Annotated in this window: 18 protein-coding genes; 11 read left to right on the forward strand and 7 right to left on the reverse strand. The window is 71.9% G+C overall.

Going from position 1 to position 19842, the window contains the following annotated elements; translation table 11 throughout:
• Nucleotides 1–75 precede the first annotated feature (75 nt).
• From ACZ4XD_RS21200 to ACZ4XD_RS21220, 5 genes are all read left to right on the forward strand, one after another.
• Nucleotides 76–1353, forward strand: coding sequence for a beta-ketoacyl-[acyl-carrier-protein] synthase family protein (locus ACZ4XD_RS21200; protein WP_468044206.1), 1278 nt, complete (start codon nt 76–78; stop codon nt 1351–1353).
• Nucleotides 1350–2630, forward strand: coding sequence for a ketosynthase chain-length factor (locus tag ACZ4XD_RS21205; RefSeq protein ID WP_468044208.1), 1281 nt, complete (start codon nt 1350–1352; stop codon nt 2628–2630). Before ACZ4XD_RS21200 ends, ACZ4XD_RS21205 begins: the two co-directional genes overlap by 4 nt.
• Nucleotides 2631–2735: 105 nt before the next feature.
• Complete coding sequence (locus ACZ4XD_RS21210; RefSeq protein WP_468044210.1) at nt 2736–3023, forward strand: acyl carrier protein; 288 nt, start codon at nt 2736–2738, stop codon at nt 3021–3023.
• An 11-nt stretch (nt 3024–3034) separates the two neighbouring features.
• On the forward strand, nt 3035–4885 hold the full coding sequence (gene asnB / locus ACZ4XD_RS21215) for an asparagine synthase (glutamine-hydrolyzing) (RefSeq protein WP_468044212.1): 1851 nt from the start codon (nt 3035–3037) through the stop codon (nt 4883–4885).
• Complete coding sequence (locus tag ACZ4XD_RS21220; protein ID WP_468044214.1) at nt 4882–6177, forward strand: FAD-dependent monooxygenase; 1296 nt, start codon at nt 4882–4884, stop codon at nt 6175–6177. The genes asnB and ACZ4XD_RS21220 overlap by 4 nt, the downstream gene beginning before the upstream one ends.
• A gap of 95 nt (nt 6178–6272) precedes the next feature.
• Here the strand turns inward: ACZ4XD_RS21220 and ACZ4XD_RS21225 are convergent, their stop codons facing one another.
• The 4 genes from ACZ4XD_RS21225 to ACZ4XD_RS21240 all read right to left on the reverse strand — a co-directional run bounded on the left by ACZ4XD_RS21225 (nt 6273) and on the right by ACZ4XD_RS21240 (nt 9857).
• Complete coding sequence (locus tag ACZ4XD_RS21225; RefSeq protein WP_468044312.1) at nt 6273–7274, reverse strand: methyltransferase; 1002 nt, start codon at nt 7272–7274, stop codon at nt 6273–6275.
• A gap of 128 nt (nt 7275–7402) precedes the next feature.
• On the reverse strand, nt 7403–7687 hold the full coding sequence (locus tag ACZ4XD_RS21230; RefSeq protein ID WP_468044216.1) for an antibiotic biosynthesis monooxygenase family protein: 285 nt from the start codon (nt 7685–7687) through the stop codon (nt 7403–7405).
• A 50-nt stretch (nt 7688–7737) separates the two neighbouring features.
• Complete coding sequence (locus ACZ4XD_RS21235; RefSeq protein ID WP_468044218.1) at nt 7738–9396, reverse strand: class I adenylate-forming enzyme family protein; 1659 nt, start codon at nt 9394–9396, stop codon at nt 7738–7740.
• Nucleotides 9393–9857, reverse strand: a complete 465-nt coding sequence (locus ACZ4XD_RS21240; RefSeq protein WP_468044220.1) for a nuclear transport factor 2 family protein — start codon at nt 9855–9857, stop codon at nt 9393–9395. Before ACZ4XD_RS21240 ends, ACZ4XD_RS21235 begins: the two co-directional genes overlap by 4 nt.
• A gap of 214 nt (nt 9858–10071) precedes the next feature.
• Between ACZ4XD_RS21240 and ACZ4XD_RS21245 the strand changes: the two genes are divergently transcribed.
• From ACZ4XD_RS21245 to ACZ4XD_RS21265, 5 genes are all read left to right on the forward strand, one after another.
• Nucleotides 10072–10872, forward strand: coding sequence for an SDR family NAD(P)-dependent oxidoreductase (locus ACZ4XD_RS21245; RefSeq protein ID WP_468044222.1), 801 nt, complete (start codon nt 10072–10074; stop codon nt 10870–10872).
• A gap of 59 nt (nt 10873–10931) precedes the next feature.
• Nucleotides 10932–11885: an aromatase/cyclase gene (locus ACZ4XD_RS21250; protein WP_468044224.1), complete on the forward strand. Its 954-nt coding sequence runs from the start codon at nt 10932–10934 to the stop codon at nt 11883–11885.
• Nucleotides 11875–13698: an FAD-dependent monooxygenase gene (locus tag ACZ4XD_RS21255; RefSeq protein ID WP_468044226.1), complete on the forward strand. Its 1824-nt coding sequence runs from the start codon at nt 11875–11877 to the stop codon at nt 13696–13698. Before ACZ4XD_RS21250 ends, ACZ4XD_RS21255 begins: the two co-directional genes overlap by 11 nt.
• Before the next feature lie 42 nt (nt 13699–13740).
• Complete coding sequence (locus ACZ4XD_RS21260) at nt 13741–14571, forward strand: SDR family oxidoreductase (RefSeq protein ID WP_468044228.1); 831 nt, start codon at nt 13741–13743, stop codon at nt 14569–14571.
• 87 nt (nt 14572–14658) lie between these two features.
• Nucleotides 14659–15441 (forward strand): cyclase family protein, encoded by a 783-nt coding sequence (locus ACZ4XD_RS21265; RefSeq protein ID WP_468044230.1) that lies wholly within the window; start codon nt 14659–14661, stop codon nt 15439–15441.
• Between the two features lie 97 nt (nt 15442–15538).
• Here ACZ4XD_RS21265 and ACZ4XD_RS21270 read toward each other — a convergent pair whose 3' ends face one another.
• From ACZ4XD_RS21270 to ACZ4XD_RS21280, 3 genes are read right to left on the reverse strand one after another with little or no spacing between them, the layout of a single operon-like run.
• Complete coding sequence (locus tag ACZ4XD_RS21270) at nt 15539–16600, reverse strand: acyltransferase domain-containing protein (RefSeq protein WP_468044232.1); 1062 nt, start codon at nt 16598–16600, stop codon at nt 15539–15541.
• On the reverse strand, nt 16597–17679 hold the full coding sequence (gene dapC / locus ACZ4XD_RS21275) for a succinyldiaminopimelate transaminase (protein WP_468044234.1): 1083 nt from the start codon (nt 17677–17679) through the stop codon (nt 16597–16599). Before dapC ends, ACZ4XD_RS21270 begins: the two co-directional genes overlap by 4 nt.
• Nucleotides 17676–18104 (reverse strand): PPOX class F420-dependent oxidoreductase, encoded by a 429-nt coding sequence (locus ACZ4XD_RS21280; protein WP_468044236.1) that lies wholly within the window; start codon nt 18102–18104, stop codon nt 17676–17678. Before ACZ4XD_RS21280 ends, dapC begins: the two co-directional genes overlap by 4 nt.
• A gap of 186 nt (nt 18105–18290) precedes the next feature.
• Here ACZ4XD_RS21280 and ACZ4XD_RS21285 point away from each other — a divergent pair, with 186 nt between their 5' ends.
• Nucleotides 18291–19805 (forward strand): FAD-dependent monooxygenase, encoded by a 1515-nt coding sequence (locus tag ACZ4XD_RS21285; RefSeq protein ID WP_468044238.1) that lies wholly within the window; start codon nt 18291–18293, stop codon nt 19803–19805.
• Nucleotides 19806–19842 lie beyond the last annotated feature (37 nt).

A 19842-nucleotide genomic window follows, 5' to 3' on the forward strand; every position in this document is an offset into this window, starting at 1 on the left:
CACCGCGGGTCACGCTGGCATCGACGCACCCTCGCCGCCCCGCGGCCCGGGCGCGACGACGGCTAAGGAGACGCAGTGTCCAACACGCATGACGCCAGACGCGTCGTGATCACGGGTATCGGCGTGGTGGCCCCGGGCGACGTGGGCACCAAGCCGTTCTGGGAACTACTCACGGCGGGGCGGACCGCCACCCGCACCATCTCCTCCTTCGACGCCTCACCGTTCCGCTCCCAGGTGGCGGCCGAGTGCAACTTCGACCCGCTGGCAGAGGGGCTGAGCCGGCGCCAGATCCGGGCCTGGGACCGCACCACCCAATTCGCGTACGTAGCCGCGCGGGAGGCGCTGGCGGACAGCGGGGTTTCCGGTGAGACGGACCCGCTGCGCACCGGCGTGATGGTGGGCACCGCCTGTGGGATGACGATGAGCCTGGACCGCGAGTACGCAGTGGTCAGCGATGAGGGGCAGCTGTGGGAGGTGGACCCGGCCCATGGGGTTCCGTACTTGTACGACTACTTCCTGCCTTCCTCCATGACCAGGGAGATCGCCTGGCTGGCCGAGGCCGAGGGCCCGGCGGGGGTGGTCTCCGCGGGCTGCACTTCGGGGATCGACGTGGTCACCCACGCTGCGGACCTGATCCGCGACGGGGCGGCGGAGGTGATGGTCGCCGGGGCCTCGGACGCGGCGATCTCCCCGATCACCGTGGCCTGCTTCGACGCGATCAAGGCCACCACTCCACGCAACGACGAGCCGGAGACGGCCTCCCGCCCCTTCGACCGCACCCGTGACGGGTTCGTCCTCGGTGAGGGTGCCGCCTTCTTCGTCCTGGAGGAGCGCGGCCATGCACGCCGCCGTGGGGCCCGGGCCTACGCGGAGATCGCCGGGTATGCCGCGCGCTGTAACGCCTACAGCATGACGGGCCTGCGCCCGGACGGTAAGGAGATGGCCGACGCCATCCGCGCGGCCCTGGACCGGGCGCGGAGGGACCCGAAGGACATCGACTACATCAACGCCCATGGCTCGGCAACGAAACAGAACGACCTCCACGAGACCGCGGCGTTCAAGCGGAGCTTGGGCGAGCACGCCTATGCCACCCCGGTCAGCTCGATCAAGTCGATGATCGGGCACTCGCTGGGGGCGATCTGTGCGCTGGAGGTGGCAGCCAGCGCGCTGACCATCGAGCACGCGGTGATTCCGCCCACCGCCAACCTCCACGAGCCGGATCCCGACCTGGACCTGGACTATGTGCCGCTGGTGGCCAGGCAGTCGCCGGTGAACACCGTACTGTCGGTGGCCAGCGGCTTCGGCGGGTTCCAGAGCGCGATCGTGCTCACCGCCCCGGGGAGCGCGCGGTGAACGGCCGCACCGCCCCCGCCACGGCGGTTTCCCCTACGCCCGCCGCCCGTACGACGGCGACACCTCGGGTGGTGGTCACGGGGCTCGGCGTCATCGCTCCCAACGGCACGAGCACGGAGGAATATTGGCGCGCGACGCTGCGCGGCGAGAGCGGGATCGGCCGGGTCACCCGGTTCGACCCGTCGCGGTACGCCGCCACGCTCGCCGGTGAGGTCAAGGGCTTTGTGCCCGGGGAACGGCTGCCCAGCAGGCTGCTGCCCCAGACCGACCCCATGACCCGGCTGGCGCTGGTGGCTGCCGAGGAGGCGTTGGCCGACGCGGGCGCGGATTCGGGGCAGCTGTCCTCGTACGCGGCCGGGGTCGTCACCGCCGCGTCCGGAGGCGGCTTCGAATTCGGCCAGCGGGAGCTCCAGGCGCTGTGGAGCAAAGGCGGCGACCACGTCAGCGCCTACCAGTCGTTCGCGTGGTTCTACCCCGTCAACTCCGGCCAGATATCGATCCGTCACGGGATGCGCGGCCCCGGTGGCGCGCTCGTGGCCGAGCAGGCCGGTGGCCTGGACGCGGTGGCCAAGGCCCGCCGGCAGGTGCGCGACGGCACGGCGCTGATGGTCGCCGGTGGAGTGGACGGGGCGCTGTGCCCCTGGGGCTGGCTGTGCCAGACCCGCTCGGGACGACTGTCCCCGCGGACCGATCCGCAACGCGCCTACCTGCCCTTCTCCACCGAGGCCAGCGGCTATGTGCCCGGCGAGGGCGGGGCACTGCTGGTTCTGGAGGACGCCCGCTCCGCCGCCGAGCGCGGGGCGGCCCACGTCTACGGGCAGATCGCCGGATACGCCGCCACCTTCGACCCCCGCCCCGACACCGGGCGCCCACCCGGACTGCGCCGTGCCGTCCAACTGGCGCTCGCCGACGCCGAGGTGACCGCGGACGCCATCGATGTGGTCTTCGCCGACGGCATGGGGCTGCCCGGGCCGGACGCGGTGGAGGCCGGGGTACTGGCCGCCGAGTTCGGACCGCGGGGCGTACCGGTGACCGTGCCCAAGACCATGACCGGGCGGCTGCTGGCGGGCGGCGCGTCGCTGGATCTGGCAAGCGCGCTGCTGTCGCTGCGCGACCAGGTGATCCCGCCCACGGTGAACGTGCCCGACCAGGCGGAACCGGAAGCCCTGGACCTGGTGACCGACGGACCGCGTCCGGCGCGGCTGGACTGTGCCCTGGTGCTGGCCCGCGGATACGGCGGGTTCAACTCGGCCATGGTGGTCCGCCGCGCGGCGTGACCGTACGGCTGCTCCCCCCCTCGCCCGGTACGGACCGGAGCTTTCGTCACCACAAACACGACCACGACTGACGGCATCACCACGACCGATGAGAGGAACGAATCCATGACCACACTGACCCTCGACGCCCTGTTGGTCCTGCTGCGCGAGTGCGCGGGCGAGGATGAGTCCGTCGACCTGGACGGCGATGTCCTCCATGCCCCTTTCGACAGCCTCGGTTACGACTCACTGGCCCTGCTGAACACCGTCGGCCGTATCGAGCGCGAATACGGCGTCAGCCTCGGCGACGACGCGGTGGGCAACGCCGGAACCCCGCACGCGCTGATCGAGCTGACCAATGCGGCGCTCGCCGATTCCCGGCGGCGGGTGCCCGGCGCCGCTCGGGACAAGTGAGGGGCAGTCCCATGTGCGGAGTCACGGGCTGGGTCGATTTCGAACGGGACCTGTCGTCCGAGCACGCCACGGTCGGGGCCATGACCCGGACCCTGGCCTGCCGCGGCCCGGACGACGAGGGGGTGTGGCTGGGCCGGCACGCGGCGCTCGGCCACCGCAGGTTAGCGGTGATCGACCCGGATCACGGCCGACAGCCGATGCGCACCACCGCGGGCGACGGCTCGGCGGTGGTCATCACCTTCAGCGGAGAGATCTACAACTTCCGTGAGTTGCGGGCCGAGTTGACCGCCCACGGACATCGGTTCCGGACCCGCTGCGACACCGAGGTGGTGTTGCGGGGCTATCTCCAGTGGGGCCGGGGCCTGGCCGAACGGCTCAACGGTATGTATGCCTTCGCCGTCTGGGACCAGGCGCGCGAGGAACTGCTGCTGGTGCGCGACCGGATGGGCGTCAAACCGCTTTACTACTACCCCACCGCGCACGGTGTGCTCTTCGGCTCCGAGCCCAAGGCCGTCCTCGCCCATCCGTCGGTGCCCCGCCGGGTGACGGCGGAGGGCCTGTGCGAGGTGCTGGACATGGTCAAGACACCGGGAAGGACGGTCTTCTCCGGGATGTCCGAGGTGCGGCCCGGCGAGCTGGTCGTCGTCGGGCGCACCGGCCTCACCCGGCGGACGTACTGGAGGCTCCAGGCCCACGAGCACACCGACGACCTGGACACCACCATCGCCACGGTGCGCGATCTGCTGGCGGACACGGTCACCCGCCAGCTGGTCTCCGACGTCCCGCTGTGCACGCTGCTGTCGGGCGGCCTGGACTCCTCGGCGGTGACCGCACTGGCTGCCGGCGAGCTCGGCGCGGCGGGGAAGGGGCCGGTACGGACCTTCTCGGTCGACTTCACCGGCGCCGGCACCGGCTTCGAGCCGGACGCCGTGCGCCGGGCCACGGACGCGCCCTTCGTACGGGAGATGGTGCGACACCTGGGCGCCGACCACACGGAAGTCCTCCTGGACAGCGAGGGGTTGTCCGCCCCCGCCGTACGCGATGCGGTGCTGACGGCCACCGACGCGCCACCCGCCTACTGGGGTGACATGTGGCCCTCGCTCTACCTCTTTTTCCAGCAGGTACGCCGGCACTGCACGGTGGCGCTGTCCGGGGAGGCGGCGGACGAACTCTTCGGGGGCTACCAGTGGTTCCACCGCAGAGCCGCGGTCCGGGCCGAGACCTTCCCCTGGCTGACCCCCGGCTCGGCCCGCTACTTCGGCGGCCGGGGCCTGTTCGACCGGAAGCTGCTGGACAAACTGGACCTGCCGGGCTACCAGCGGGACCGGTACGCGCAGGCCCGCGCTGAGGTACCGCTGCTGCCCGGCGAGAGCGAGCCGGAGCGCGCGCTGCGCCGGGTGTCGTATCTGAACCTGACCCGCTTCGTGCAGACCCTGCTCGACCGCAAGGACCGGATGAGCATGGCCACCGGACTGGAGGTGCGGGTGCCGTTCTGCGACCACCGCCTGGTGGAGTACGTCTTCAACGTGCCGTGGGAGATGAAGACTTTTGACGGCAGGGAGAAGAGCCTGCTGCGGGCGGCGGTGACCGATCTGCTGCCGCAGTCCGTCCTCACCCGGGTCAAGACGCCCTACCCCGCCACCCAGGACCCGGCGTACGAGCGGGTGCTGCGGCGGGAGCTGTCCGCGGTGCTGGCGGACCGGGACGCCCCGGTGCGGGAGTTGATGGATCTGGAAAAGGCCCGGGAGGTGCTGCGGCGTCCGGTGGGCGGTGTCAGCCGCCCCTACGATCGCGGCAGTCTGGAGATGGCGCTGTGGATGAACACCTGGCTGACCGCGCACGACATCCGGCTGGAGCTGTGAGCGCCGATGCGGTGGGTCCCGATGCCACGGCCCTCCGCGCCGGGTGCTCCGCCGAGGTACAGGTGGACGTGTGCGTCGTCGGCGGTGGCCCGGCCGGGCTGACGCTGGCGCTGCTGATGTTGCGCTCGGGCGCGCGCGTCGCGCTCGTCGAGCGCAGCCGCACGCTGGAGCGTGCCTACCGCGGGGAGATCCTCCAGCCCGGCGGTCAGCAGTTGCTGGACGCGCTCGGCGTCCTCGACGGGGCCCGCGCGCGCGGGTGCCACGAACATGACGGCTTCCGGCTGGAGGAGCACGGCAGGATCCTGATCGACGGGGACTACCGCCGGCTGCCGGGACCGTTCAACTGTCTGCTCAGCCTTCCCCAGCAGCATCTGCTGGCCGAACTGCTGCGCCGCTGCCGGGCCCATCCGGCCTTCGTCTGTCTGACCGGCAGCAAGGTGAACGGCCTGGTGGAGGAGGCGGGTGTGGTCCGCGGGGTGGTCTGCTCCGGTGCCGGGGGCGAGCCGGGCGGGCGGGTGGTGGTGCGGGCACAGTGCGTGGTGGGGGCGGACGGGCGGTACTCCACCGTGCGCCGCCTCGCCGGGATCCCCTACGACCGGGTGGACCTCTTCGACCAGGACGTGCTCTGGTTCAAGCTCACCGCCGGCGCCACCCGCACGGTGCGGATCTTCCGCGCCGGGGGCAGCCCCGTCCTGGCGTACACCTCGTTCCCCGACCGGGTGCAGCTGGGCTGGACGCTGCCCCACCGTGGCTACCGGAAGCTGGCGTCGAGCGGTTTTGCGTACGTCAAGGACCGCATCCGCGCCTCGGTGCCGCAGTACGCGGAAGCCGTGGCGGAGCAGGTCAACGGCTTCAAGGACCTGTCCCTGCTGGATGTGTTCGCCGGCAGCGCCCGGGAGTGGGCGCGCGACGGGCTGCTGCTGATCGGGGACAGCGCGCATACCCACAGCCCGATCGGCGCCCAGGGCATCAACCTGGCCGTCCAGGACGCGGTAGCGGCCCACCCCGTGCTCTGCGAGGGGTTGTGGCGGCGCGACCTGAGCGCTCGCTTCCTGACCCCGCTGGTCGTCCGGCGGCAGCGGGAGACCGGAAAGATGACCAGGCTTCAGCTGATGCAGAGCCGGATGATGCTTTCCACCGGCCGCCTCTCCGGCATCGTACGGCCCAGGGCCGCGATGCTGGTCTCGCGTACGCCCCCCTACCGCTCGGTGCTGCGGCGCATCGCCTACGGCGACCGCGGTGTGGAGGTGCGAGACGACCTCTTCCGCGACACCGAAACCGCTCCCGCCTGACCCCCGTCCGTCCCTCGTCTCTCCGCGGGGAGGCGAGGCACGAGGGAAGCCCCCGGCCGCAGGACCTGCGGCCGGGGGCTTTTGGTGCGTGCGCGTTACGCGTCGGGGACCCTGCTCTCGAACAGGTGCAGGTACGAGTTGACCGGCCGGACGGACTCCAGCCGCAGGCCCGCCTCCTTGATCAGGGCGCTGAGCCCGTCCTTGGTGTGCTTGCGGCCGCCCACGTTGAGCAGCAGCATCAGGTCCATAGCGGTGGTGAAACGGGACTCGGGGCTGCCGTCGACGAGGTTCTCCATGACCACGACCCGGGCCCCGGGCGGGGCCGCCGCGGCGACGTTCCGCAGCGTGCGCACGGTGCTCTCGTCGTCCCACTCCAGGATGTTCTTCAACAGGTACAGATCGGCGCCCTCGGGGGCCGTACTACGGCAGTCGCCCGGAACCAGCCGCGCCCGGCCGGCGAGCGAACCGCCCTCGCGCAGCCGGGGGTCGGCGTCGGCGACCACGGCGGGCAGGTCGAAGAGGGTGCCGTGGAGGCCGGGGTGCTTCTCCAGCAAGGTGGCCAGCACCATGCCCTGGCCGCCCGCGATGTCCACGATCTTGCGCGCGTCGCCGATGCCGAGTACCTCGGTGATGGCCCGTGCGGACAGGACGCTGGACTGGGTCATGGCCTTGTCGAAGACCACCGCGGACTCCCGGGCCTCGGCGGTGTGCAGCCAGGCGAAGAACTCGCTGTCGTACAGCCCGGCGAAGACTTCCTTCCCGGTGCGCACCGCCTCCTCCAGGTGGGGCCACAGCTCCCAGGTCCACGGTTCGGTGGCCCACAGGGCGGAGTAGCGCAGGCTGCGCGGCGCGTCCTCGCGCAGCAGCCGCGAGGTGTCGGTGTGCCGGAACCGCCCGTCGGGCAGCTCGGCGAAGATGCCGTGCGCGGCCAGGGCGCGCAGCAGCCGGGCCAGGGCCTGGGCATCGGCGCCGACGGCCTCGGCGAGCGCCGGCGCGTCGTCGGGCTCGTCGCCGAGGGCGTCGGCCACGCCCAGGCGGGCCGCGGCGCGGACGGCCGCGGCACAGGCGGCGCTCAGGGCGAGCTCGCGCAGGTGCATGACGGCCGGGGGGAGCACCGTGCCGGGAGTACCGGACGTACGGGCAGTGCTGGTCACGGATGAATCCCTTTCCTTGGTACGAGAGCGGGTGTGGGTCCGGTCTGCGGGCCAGGGGGCTCGCGGGCCGGCTAGTGGGCGGTGAGCAGCGTGTACGGAGCCGGGTCGGCGGTCGCGAGCTGCTGCACCTGTCGTACGGCGGCGAGGAACTCCTCGGTGCGGGCGGCGCGCTGGTGAGCGGCGGCGTCCTCCCACTCGGCCAGCTCCACGTACACCTTGGGGTCTTTGCCGGAGCGGTAGAGGCGATGGGACCGGAAGCCCGGCTGGCGGGCCATATGGGCCGTGATATCCGCCAGTCGCTTCTCGAACTCCTCGGGGTCGCCGTCGACGGTGAACCGGTTGATGAAGGTGAACACGCGTTTTCCCTTCGTGCGGTGGGGTGTCGGGCTGCGGTGGGGCGTCGCGGTCAGTCCGGGGCGTGCCGTGTGAGGGTGGCGTCCCGCAGTTCACGACGCTGGATCTTGCCGGTGGGCGAGCGTGGAATGCGTTCGACCACGTCGAGGTACTGGAGGTGCTGGTAGTAGGGGAGCTGGTCGTTGACGAAGCGGGTGACGGTGGTGCGGTCGGCAACGGCGCTCTTGAGGACCACCAACGCGTGCGCCACGGCCCCGCTGTACTCGTCCGGGTGGTCGAAGACCGCGCAATCGGCGACGTCCGGGCTGCGCAGCAGGACGTGCTCGATCTCCAGCGGCGACACCAGCCAGTTGTCGCACTTGAAGACGTCCTTGACGCGGTCGACGACGAACAGCCGCCCGTCCGCGTCCGCGTAGCCGATGTCCCCGGTGGAGAACCAGCCGTCGGGCTCCACGGCCTCCTCCCGGGGGCCGCCCAGGTATCCCTTCATCAACTGCGGTCCCGTGACCTGGATTTCACCGCGTTCACCGACGGGGAGCACGGCTCGGGTGTCCAGGTCGACGATCCGGCATCGGGTACCGGGGACGGGCGGCCCCGAGGAGCCGGTGACCGGGTGGTCCAGGCTGTCGAAGTGCGTGGACGGTGAGGTCTCGGCGAGCCCGTACCCCTGCACGACCGGCACCCGGAAGTGCCCGCCCAGGAGGTCGGCCGTACGGGCGGGCAATGCGGAGCCTCCGGAAAGCACCGCCTTCAGTGTGGGCACGGACAGGTCGGCCAGTCGCGGGTGCGCGGCCAGGCGGGAGAGCCGGACCGGCAGGCTGTAGAAGTGCGTTGCCCCGTGCCCGGCCGCCGTCCGCATCGCCTGCTCACCGTCGTCCCCAGGACACAGGACGTGGGTTGCCGCGACGGTGACCGCGATGTTGAGGTGCATCAGGTGGAAGGACGGGAGGTTGTTCAGCAGGACCGAGTGTTCGGTCAGCCGGTGGGCGTGGGCCGTCTGGGCCGCGTTCACCGTCAGATTCCGGTGCGTGAGCTGCACGGTCTTCGGGGCGCCCGTGGTGCCGCTGGTGAACTGAAGATTGGCCACCGCTCCGGCGTCGGCAGCGGCCGGCGGTGCCACGGGCGCGGCCCGGTCGACCAGTTCGCCGAGCGTGGGAATCCGCCGCGTCGTCTCCTCGTACTCCGCCTCCCGATGGGTGAGCACCACGGTGCGCAGGGCGGGCAGTGCGGGACGGACCGCCTGGATGCGCGCGTACATGGCGGGCGGCACGATCACCGCCCGGGCGCCTGCGGACCTAAGGACGTGCGCCAGGCGTTCCTCGCGCAGCAGCGGATTGAACATGGCGCTGACCAGCCCCGCCCGGGCGGCTCCGAAGTACGCCAGCGCAAAGGGCAGGTCGAGCGCCGCGGCGATCCCGACCACTGCGCCGGGGCCGGGCCCGCCGGTCAGTGTCCGCAGCGCGGCGGCGCACCGGGTCACCCGCTCGTCCAGAGCGGCGTAGGTCAGCGCTCCCGACGGGCCGCTCAGTGCGAGCCGGCCGGGGGCACGTCGGGCAGCCCGTCGCAGCAGATCGTCGATCCGTGGGCCGCCCACGAGGTGGTCGATGGTCTCCAGAGGGGCGCCGGTCGCGGTGCTGTCGCCCTCGCCGGTCCGCTGCGGGATCCCCGCCCGGCCGTGCTCCGGGTCGGTCTCCTCCCTGGCGTACGTCACCGCAGGTCGTCCCGGCGGACCTCGCGGCGCCGGACGCGCAGCCGGCCCCCCTCCCGCACCAGCACGTCGTCGCAGGTGGTGCTCAGGTGCACGGAAGCCTGACCGTCGCGCGGGGTGCTGAGGATCAGAGCGTACGTACGGGCGTGAACGGTGCCGTCGGCCTGCTTGTCGGCCTCCAGCATGCCCAGCCAGTGGCGGCGCTGGAGCCCCTGCTCGGCCAGTTGCGCGGCGGCCTTACGGGCGCCGCCGGCGATGGCGGCGCGGCCGACGGACGGCTCCGGGTGGGCGTTGGCCGTGAACACCCCGTCCTCGGTGAAGGTCGCTGCCCACTCCTCCACCATGCCCTGGTCCAACAACCGCATCTGCCGGGCGTAGAAGTGCTGGATCTCCTGATAGAGCGCGTCGTCCACGGGGAGGACGGGCGAGGCGGAGCCCGACGGGGGCCGCTTCGACGGTGACATGGGATCTCCTCTCCGGCGGCCGCGCGGTGGGCGGCCACCCGCCGTGAGCGTGGCAGCACTGCTTCGACCCGTCTTAGAGCGGCGAACCGGCGAGCCGACGACGGTGACCGGCCCGGCCACGGCCCCAACCACGGTCGGTTCCGCCTCGAACCCTCGCTTGCACGCTGGTGGTGTGCCGTACCTCGGACACACTTCACACCACCGGAGGAGCCCCATGAGCAGCACCGCCACACCTCCCGGCACCGCCCCCGCAGCCCTGGTCACCGGCGGCACCAGCGGCATCGGCCTGGCCGTGGCCGAGACCCTTGCCGCCCGCGGGCTGCGGGTGTTCCTCTGCGCCCGCGGTCGCGACACCGTCGAGGAGGTGGTCAAGGACCTGCGGAGCCGGGGGTACGAGGTGGACGGCTGCGAGGGGGACGTCCGCTCGCGCGAGTCGGTGAGCCGGGTGGTCGGCGCGGCCGTGGACCGCTTCGGGCCGGTGGGCGTCCTGGTGAACAACGTGGGGCGCAACGGCGGCGGAACCACCTCCCGGATCACCGACGAGCTGTGGTACGACGTGATCGACACCAACCTCAACAGCACCTTCCTGGTCACCCGCGAGGTCCTGACCACCGGAGGCATGGAGGAGGCCGGGTGGGGGCGGATCATCAACATCGCCTCCACCGGCGGCAAGCAGGGGGTGCCGCTGGGCGCGCCCTACTCGGCGTCCAAGGGCGGAATGATCGGCTTCACCAAAGCCCTGGCCAAGGAGCTGGCAACCTGCGGGATCACCGTCAACGCGGTGTGCCCGGGATATGTGGAGACCCCGATGGCCGCCCGCGTCCGGCAGGCCTACGCCACCACCTGGCAGACCACTGAGGACGAGGTCCTCGCCCGCTTCAACGCCAAGATCCCGCTGGGCCGCTACTCCACCCCCGGGGAAGTGGCCGGGCTGGTGGGCTATCTGGTGGGTGACGAGGCCGCCTCCATCACCGCGCAGGCCCTCAACGTCTGCGGCGGACTGGGCAGTTACTGACCCCCGCCGCACACCTTCCGCCGTGCCATGAGCCATCGGAGTCATGAGAGAGGAAGCCCATGCCCACGCCCCGCATCCACCACGCCAGCCATGAAACGGCCGTCGACGCCCCGGCCGACCGGGTGTACGCGCTCGTCCGCGACGCCGCGTCCTGGCCGCAGCGCTTCACCCCCACCGTGCACGTCCGGCGCGAGGAACTCGGCGCCCGCGAGGAGCGACTGCGCATCTGGGCCACCGCCAACGACGAGGTCAAACACTGGACGTCGCATCGCAGCCTGGACCCGGTCCGGCGGCGGGTGACCTTCCGCCAGGAGGTCTGCTCCCCACCCGTCGCGGCGATGGGCGGGGAGTGGGTCATCGAGGAACTGCCCGGCGGCACCAGCACACTGACGCTGCACCATGACTTCGCCGCGGTGGACGACCTTCCCGCGAACGTGGAGTGGATCACCTCGGCCACCGACCGCAACAGCGGGACCGAGCTGGAGAACATCAAGGCCCTGGCGGAGGGGTGGCGGGAGCCGGACGAGCTGCTCTTCTCCTTCGAGGACCACGAGACGGTGCACGCCCCGGCCGACACGGTGTACGGCTTTCTGCGGGACGCCGGCCAGTGGCCCCACCGCCTCCCCCATGTCGCGCGGATGGAACTGGCCGAACCCTCGGACGGCATCCAGCAGATGACCATGGTGACCCGCGCGGGCAACGGCTCGGAGCACACCACCGCATCGGTGCGGGTCTGCTTCCCCGCCGAACGGACCATCGTCTACAAGCAGGTGACCACCCCGCCGCTGATGAGCCTGCACACCGGCCGGTGGACGGTGGTGGACACCGGTGACGGACTGCGGGTCACTTCGCAGCACACCATCCGGCTCAACGCGGCGGCCATCCCCACCGTCGTCGGCGAGGGCGCGACACCGGCCGAGGCACGGAAGTACATCCGCGAGGCGGTCGGCGGAAACAGCGCCGCCACGCTCGCCCTCGCCAAGGAATTCGCTGAGGCGCGGCATGGCGCCTGAGCCGCGGCGGCCTGCCCGCCGGGCACCGCGCCGGTCCACGGCGGGCGGCCGCAGCGAGGTGCTGATCGCCGGGGCCGGCCCGGTCGGCCTCACCCTCGCCCACGAACTGGCCCGCAGACGGGTGCGGGTGCGGGTGGTGGACCGGGCGTCCGGCCCGGCGACGACCAGCCGTGCGCTGGCCGTCCATCCGCGCACACTGGAGATCGCCCACCAGATGGGGCTGGCCGATGCGCTGCTGGCCCGCGGGCAGCGCGTCACACACTTCACGCTGCATCTGCGCGGCCGCGAGCTGATCCGCTTCGACACCAACTACACACGTCTGCCCACCTGCTATCCCTTCTCCCTGATGCTGGATCAGGTGCGTACGGAGGAGGTCCTCAGGAGCCGGCTGGCAGAACTGGGTGTGACCGTCGAGTGGGGGGTGGAGCTGACGGACTGCCGGCCGGACGGGGAGCGGGTGACCGCCCGGCTGCGGCGTGGCGGCACCGCCGCCGGCCGGGCGGCAGCGGGCGAAGAGGGCACCCGGGCGGCTGACGAAGAAGAGGTCGAGGTGCCTTGGCTGGTGGGCGCGGACGGCTCGCGCAGCACCGTACGCGACCGGCTGGGGCTGCGCCTGGTCGGCGATGCCACCCGCACCTGGCTGAACGCGGACGTGGTGGTGGACGCGGACCTGCCGCGCGACAGCAACCATCTGCTGCACACCGGCTCCGGCACCGTCCTGCTCGTCCCCTTCCCGGACCCGGGCAAATGGCGGGTGGTGGACACCGAGGAGACGGACGGGGCGGGCGACACGGAGGCGGTGCGCCGGCGACTGGGGGAGAAGATCTCCGCCGCGCTCGGCCGCCCGGTCACCGTCGGGGAGCCGACCTGGATCTCGGTCTTCCGAGTACAGCAGCGCATGATCACCGCCATGCGCGCAGGCCGCTGCTTCGTGGCCGGGGACGCGGCGCATGTCCACAGCCCTGCCTCCGGCCAGGGCATGAACACCGGGATGCAGGACGCCTACAACCTGGCGTGGAAGCTGGCCGATGTCGTCCGGGGCCATGCCCACGAGACCCTGCTCGATTCCTACGCCGCCGAGCGCCTCCCGGTGGGCGGCAGGCTGCTCTCGTCGACCCGGAAGGCGACCGCGCTCGTGGCGCTGCGCAACGCGGCTGCTCCCGTGCTCATGCCGGTGGGGCTCACCGCCCTCAAAGCGCTGCGACCGGTCAAGCGGCGGGTCGAGCACCGGATCATGGCGGGCCTCTCCGGTCTCGCGCTGCACTACGGGGACGGACCGCTCAGCCCCGCACCTGATCCGGGCGCGGAGCGTGGTCTGCGGCCGGGGCACCGCGTGGGGTGCATGGCGCGGGACGAAGCGGACCATCCAGGATGGCGGGCGCTCCGCGCGGCGCTGACTGATCCCCGCTGGACCCTGCTGCTGTTCCCGACGGCCCCGGAGGCCACCGGTCGCGCCCCCGCCCGGCACAAGGCCGCTGGCCGGCACACCGCCGACCGGGCCGGCTGGGAGCGTCTGGTGCGGCACTTCGGACGGGCCGTGTCCGTGCACCGCGTCCATCCGGACACCAAGGGACAGGACGAGCCGGACGTCCTGCCCGATCCGGACGGCGCTCTGCGGCGCGGCCTCGGTGTTCCACCCGGCGGCTGTGCACTGATCCGGCCGGACGGCTATCTCGCGGCCAAGGCGCCGTCCGCCACCGCCGAGGCCGTGGAGGAGATGTTGCGCGGCCTCCATCTGATCCCCGAGCAGTCGCCGGCGCAGTCCCCACGGCACGGGGACGGCGGCGTACGACAGGACGCGCGGACCGAATGAGGCCGTGCGACGTGGACGAAACCGATGAAGGAGGGCACTTCCATGACAGCGGATGTGACAGTGAATGTGACAGCGGACGTGACAGCGGCGGCGACACCACACCCGGCGGACTCCTCCGGTGGACCGGGCCGCACCCTCAGCGGCTCGGTGGCTCTGGTCACCGGGGCCACCGGGGGCCTCGGCCGCGCCATCGCCGGCAAGCTCGTCGCCGCGGGCTGCGAGGTACTGCTCAACTACGCCCACGACACCCGCGCCGCACTCGGCGTAGAGCGCCGGCTCGTCAAGGCGGGTGGCACGGTGCGCCTGATGCGGGCGGACATCGGCACGCCCGCTGGAGTGGTGCGACTCCTCGACGACATCCGCCGCACCCACGGGCGGCTGGACGTCCTGGTGCACAGCGCTGCCTCCTTCCACCCGGCCCCCACCGCCGCCCCGCACGTCGGACGGTCGCTGCGCGACGGTGCCGTGGCACTCGGTCCGCTGCTGTACGGCGCCGGTCGCCTCGGGGAGTTGATGACACCGGGTAAGGGCCGGATAGTGGCGATCTCCAGTACGGGGGCGCATCGTGTGGTGCCCGGGTACGCGGGTGCGGGCATGGCCAAGGCCGCGCTGGAGACCCTGGTGCGCTATCTCGCGGTGGAACTGGCCGAGCGGGGCATCGCCGTCAACGCGGTGACGGCAGGCAAGCTGGCCGACCCCGGCGCGGACGCCCTGCCCGCCGATGTGCGGGAGCGGCTGGAGCAGCGGACCGCGACCGGGCGCCTGGCGTCCCCTGACGAGGTGGCTGACGTGGTGGCGCTGCTGTGCAGCCCGCAGGCGGGCGGACTCCACGGGCAGATCCTCACCGTGGACGGTGGAGCGGCCCTGCGCTGACCGGCTTCGGCCCGTATCCGTAACCACCCCTGCTGAGGAACGACCGGCGGATGAACCCGTGTTGACACGAGAGAACAGAGGTCCTTCATGCGCATCGTCGATCTGTCGTCGACCGTGGACGCGAACCAGTGGGAGATCGACCCGGTGGAACACCAGGTCCTCTCTCCCGCCGAGGGCGGCCGCCACATGGCCGAGGGAATGCGGCGCGACTACGGCATCGAGTTCGACCCGGCCGAGCTGCCCGACGGCGAACTGCTCTCCCTGGACACTCTGAAGCTGACCACCCACACCGGCACCCACGTCGACGCCCCCTCGCACTACGGGTCCAAGGCCCGCTACGGCGTGCCCCGCCACATCGACCGGATGCCGTTGGACTGGTTTCTGCGGCCCGGCCTCAAGCTGGACCTCACGGACGCACCGACCGGGGTCATCGGCGCCGGCCGGCTGCGGCGCGCGCTCGACGAGGCCGGACGCGACCCGCGCCCCCTCGACATCGTGCTGCTGCACACCGGAGCCGACCAACGGGCAGGCACACCCGCGTACTTCAGCGAGTTCGCGGGGCTCGACGCCCAGGCCACCCATCTGCTGCTGGACTTCGGGGTGAAGGTCATCGGCACCGATGCCTTCAGCCTGGACGCCCCCTTCGGGCACATGCTCACCGAGTACCGGCGCACCGGCGACCGCGGGGTGCTGTGGCCGGCCCACTTCGTGGGCCGGGAGCGCGAATACTGCCAGATCGAACGGCTGAGCAATCTCGGCGCGCTGCCCGGCCCGGCCGGGTTCCTGGTCTCGTGCTTCCCGGTGAAGATCGCGGGTGCGGGCGCCGGCTGGACCCGCGCGGCGGCGCTCATCGATGACGAGGACGGGTGACGACCGCGCCGCAGGCCGAGGTGATGAGGGGCGCCCCGCGATCGTGCGGGGCGCCCCTCCTGTCCTTACCCGACATCGGTACCGGGTGCGTGCACACCTACTGGGGCACTGGATGCCCCTCGTCCCGCAGTTCCTCCCGCGCGGACTCAAGACAGGCCCGTTCGTCCTCCGGTACGCCCCGGCCTTTCGGTGCCAAGGCGATCACCCGGCTGCGTCCGCTCCGTACGGCGGGGTGGCGCCGGGCCACACTCGACAGCCCCCGGCCGGGCCCGGCCTCGACCACCACGTGGTCCCCTGAGGCCAGCAGCGCGTCCAGGGCCGGCCAGAACCGCACCGTTTCGACGGGCTGCGCGGCCCAGAACGCGGGATTCGCGCACTGGTCCGCCGTCAGCGGTGCCGCTGTGTAACACGAGTACACCGGCAGCTCGGGCTCGCGCCATGCCACCGACGCCAGCAGGCGCTCGGCGCCCTGGGCGTACGGGGCGATCACCGGGCTGTGAAACGGACTCAGCGCCGGGACGCGCCGGGCGGCCAGGCCGTCGGCGCACAGCCGTTGGCCCACCACCCGCAGCGCGTTCTCCGGTCCGGCAAGCACCGTCTGCTGCGGCGCGTTGACGGCACCGACCACCACACCGTCGCCCAGATAGGGCGCCAGCCTGTCGGGGGCCGCCGCCACCGCGAGGAGTCCGCCCGGTGGCGCCTGCGCCAGCCGTACCACCCGGTCCAGCACCACCCGGGCGGCGTCCCGCGCCGTGAACACCCCCGCGAGGGAGGCCGCGGCCAGCTCGCCGATGCTGTGGCCGAGGAGCACGGCAGGCCGGATGCCCCAGCTCTCGACCAGCCGTCCGAACGCGAAGTCCACAGCGAATAACAGGGGTTGGGAGCGCAACACATGATCCATCGGCAGCCTGTGGCCCGGCGCGCGCCGGCCCCCCGGCGCCGTGCCGGCCCCCGTGAGCCAGTCGTCCCGTATGCGTCCACCCTCCCCGCCCATCGCGTCCAGCACCTCGTCCACCGCGTCCGCGAAGACCGGTTCCGCCGCGTACAGACCGACGGCCATGCCGGGGTGCTGCGAGCCCTGGCCGGGCAGCAGCAGCGCCACCGGCCGGGGACCGGCAGCGGGGTTCGCAGCGGGGTGTGCCGCAGCGGGGGCGCTCATCGCAGGCGGGCGGCGGCAGCGGCGATCCGCTCGTCGCTCGCCGTGATCGCGATGCGGACATGACGCTCCCCGGCCTGACCGTAGAAGGCGCCGGGGGCGACGAGGATGCCGTGCTCGGCGAGTTCCTTCACCGTCGCCCAGCACGACTCGCCACGAGTCGCCCACAGGAAGAGACCCGCCGCCGAGTGCTCAAGGGTGAAACCGGCCGCGAGCAGCGCCCCGCGCAGAGTCTGCCGACGGCGTGCGTACCGCGCCCGCTGCTCCTCCACGTGTACGTCGTCCGCGAACGCGGCGCGCATGGCGGCCTGTACGGGCGCCGGGACGACATGCCCGGCGTGTTTGCGGATCCCGAGCAGCCGCCGTATGAGGGCCGGGTCCCCGGAGCAGATTCCGGCCCGGTAGCCGGCGAGGTTGGAGCGCTTGGACAGCGAGTGCACTGCCAGCAGCCCCTCGTGGCTGCCCCCGCACACCCGCGGGTCCAGGAGGGAGCAGGGCCGGCTGTCCCAGCCGTACTCGATGTAACACTCGTCGTTGACGAGCACGGTGTCGTGTTCCCTGGCCCAGGCGACCAGCGCGCGCAGCTCGTCGGGAGAGTGCACCCTTCCCTCCGGATTGGAGGGTGAGTTGAGCCAGACCACCGCCGGGCGCTCCGTGGCGGGCAGGTCCGGCGGCCAGGCCACGGGCAGGGATGTGGCTCCGGCGAGCCGGGCGCTCACATCGAAGGTGGGAAAGGCCAGTTCGGGGATGGCCACCGTGTCGCCGGGACCGGCGCCGAGCATGGTGGGCAGCCAGGCGATCAGTTCCTTGGTGCCGACCGCGGGCAGCACGGCCGTGGGGTCCACGCTCACTCCCAGACGGCGGCACAGCCAGTCGGCGGCCGTCTTGCGCAGGGCGTCGGTGCCCTCGGTCGGCGGGTATCCCGGGGCGTCGGAGGCCGTGGCGAGGGCGTCCCGTACCGGGCGTGGCGTGGGGTCGACGGGCTCGCCCAGGGCCAGATTGACGATTCCGTCGGGGTGTTCAGCCGCTCGGCGCTTGTGCGGCAGGATGACGTCCCACGGGAATTCGGGCATGTCCCTCATCGCTGTGCCTCCTCTTCGACGGTGATCCGGCGGGAGTGAACACCGGTGGCCAGGCTGCCCTCGATGCCCCAACTGATGATCCGCAACGGGCGGATCACGATCATTTCCTCGTCGCACTGCGCACGGCGGGCCTTTCCTCCGGTGGCCAGCGCCCGTGCCTGCCCGTGGATGATCACGGCCCGTACGACTTCCGGATCGCGGCAGGGAATGTCATCCACGACGAAGGAAACCTTGTCGTTGGCCAGCACGTTGCGGTACTTCCGGCTGCGGCCCATGTTTCTTCCGGTGATCTCGATAACACCGTCGTCCTCATCCAGGAGGAACGAGACGGGGACATTGTGCGGTTCTCCGTACGCGCCGACCGTGGCGAGCCGGCCGTAGCCCTGTGACCGCAAATAGGCGATTTCCTTCGGGGTGAACGGCATATCGCATCCTTCGCTGTTCGTAGGGTCCTGACACGCTACGAAGTCCCCTTCAAGAGCCCTTCGAGTACGCGGGGCGGGCGGGCGGCCGACGGCATGGCCAAGGCCCCGGATTCCGGCTGGACGGCGGCTCTAAGCCGCGGGGCGAGCATGCATCGCGGAAACCCAAATCCCTGCATGAGGAGGGCCGTGGTGGAGTACGACGTGGTGGTGGCAGGCGCCGGACCGACCGGTCTGATGCTCGCCTGTGAGCTGCAACTGGCCGGTGCGCGAACCCTGGTGCTGGAACGCCTCGCACAACCGGTGGATTTCTCCAAGGCGTTGGGGGTCCACGCGCGCACCATGGAACTGCTGGAGATGCGCGGTCTGGCCGCCGAGTTTCTGCGGGACGCCCCGAAGCTGCGCGGCGGCAACTTCGCCAGTCTCGGTGTACCGCTGCGGTTCGAGTCCTTCGACACCCTGCATCCCTACGCCCTGTTCGTTCCGCAGGTCCGCACCGAGCAGCTGCTGACCGAGCGGGCCCGGCAACTGGGCGCACAGCTGCGCCGGGGCCACGCCCTGACCGCCCTGACGCAGGACGAGCACGGCGTGACCGTCACCGTCGAGGGGCCGGACGGGCCGTACGAGGTCGGTGCCGCGTACTTGGTGGGGTGCGACGGGGGCGGCAGCACCGTCCGCAAGCTGCTGGGCATCGACTTCCCCGGCCAGGAGCCCCATATGTTCGCGGTGATCGCGGACGCCCGATTCCGCGATGAGCTGCCGCACGGCGAGGGCATGGGGCCCATGCGGCCCTACGGCGTGATGCGGCACGATCTGCGCGCCTGGTTCGCGGCCTTCCCGCTGGAGCCCGGCATCTTCCGGGCAACGGTCGCCTTCTTCGACCGCCCCTACGCCGACCGGCACGCCGCCGTGACCGAGGACGACGTACGAGCCGCGCTGACCGAAGTGGCCGGCAGCGACTTCGGCATGCACGACGTCCGATGGCTCTCCCGGCTCACCGACACCTCGCGGCAGGCCACCCGCTACCGGGACGGACGGGTGCTGCTGGCCGGTGACGCCGGCCATATCCACCTCCCCGCCGGGGGCCAGGGCCTCAACCTCGGTTTCCAGGACGCCGTCAACCTCGGCTGGAAGCTGGGCGCGACCCTCGCCGGCACGGCCCCGGAGGGGCTGTTGGACACCTACGAGTCCGAGCGGCGCCCCGTCGCGGCGGGCGTGCTGCGCAACACCCGGGCCCAGGCCGTCCTCATCGATCCCGACCCGCGGTTCGAGGGACTGCGGGAACTGATGATCGAGTTGTTGCACGTACCGGAGACCAACCGCTATCTGGCAGGCCTGATTTCGGCGCTGGACGTGCGCTACGACATCCCCGGCGAGCATCCGCTGACCGGTCGACGGGTTCCGGACCTGCTGCTGGACACCGGCGAGGGCAGCCGCAGGCTCAGCTCCTTCTTCCACGAGGCCCGGGGGGTGCTGCTCACCCTGCCGCCGGACCGCGGCCAGGCCGACGCGGCCGCCGGCTGGAAGGACCGGGTCGCTCTCGTCCCGGTGAACGCGGTCCGGGCGCCCGGCGCCGCTTCCGCCGAATTCACGGCGCTGCTCATCCGTCCCGACGGGTACGTCTGCTGGGCCGGTACGCCCGGTGGCGGAGTGGACGGTCTGACCGAGGCGTTGCACGCCTGGTTCGGCGCACCAACGCCGTAACGCGTCGTGTCCCCAGCACGCTCGTCCCCCCGTGATC

It is taken from the genome of Streptomyces sp. NPDC029466, from assembly GCF_055574515.1.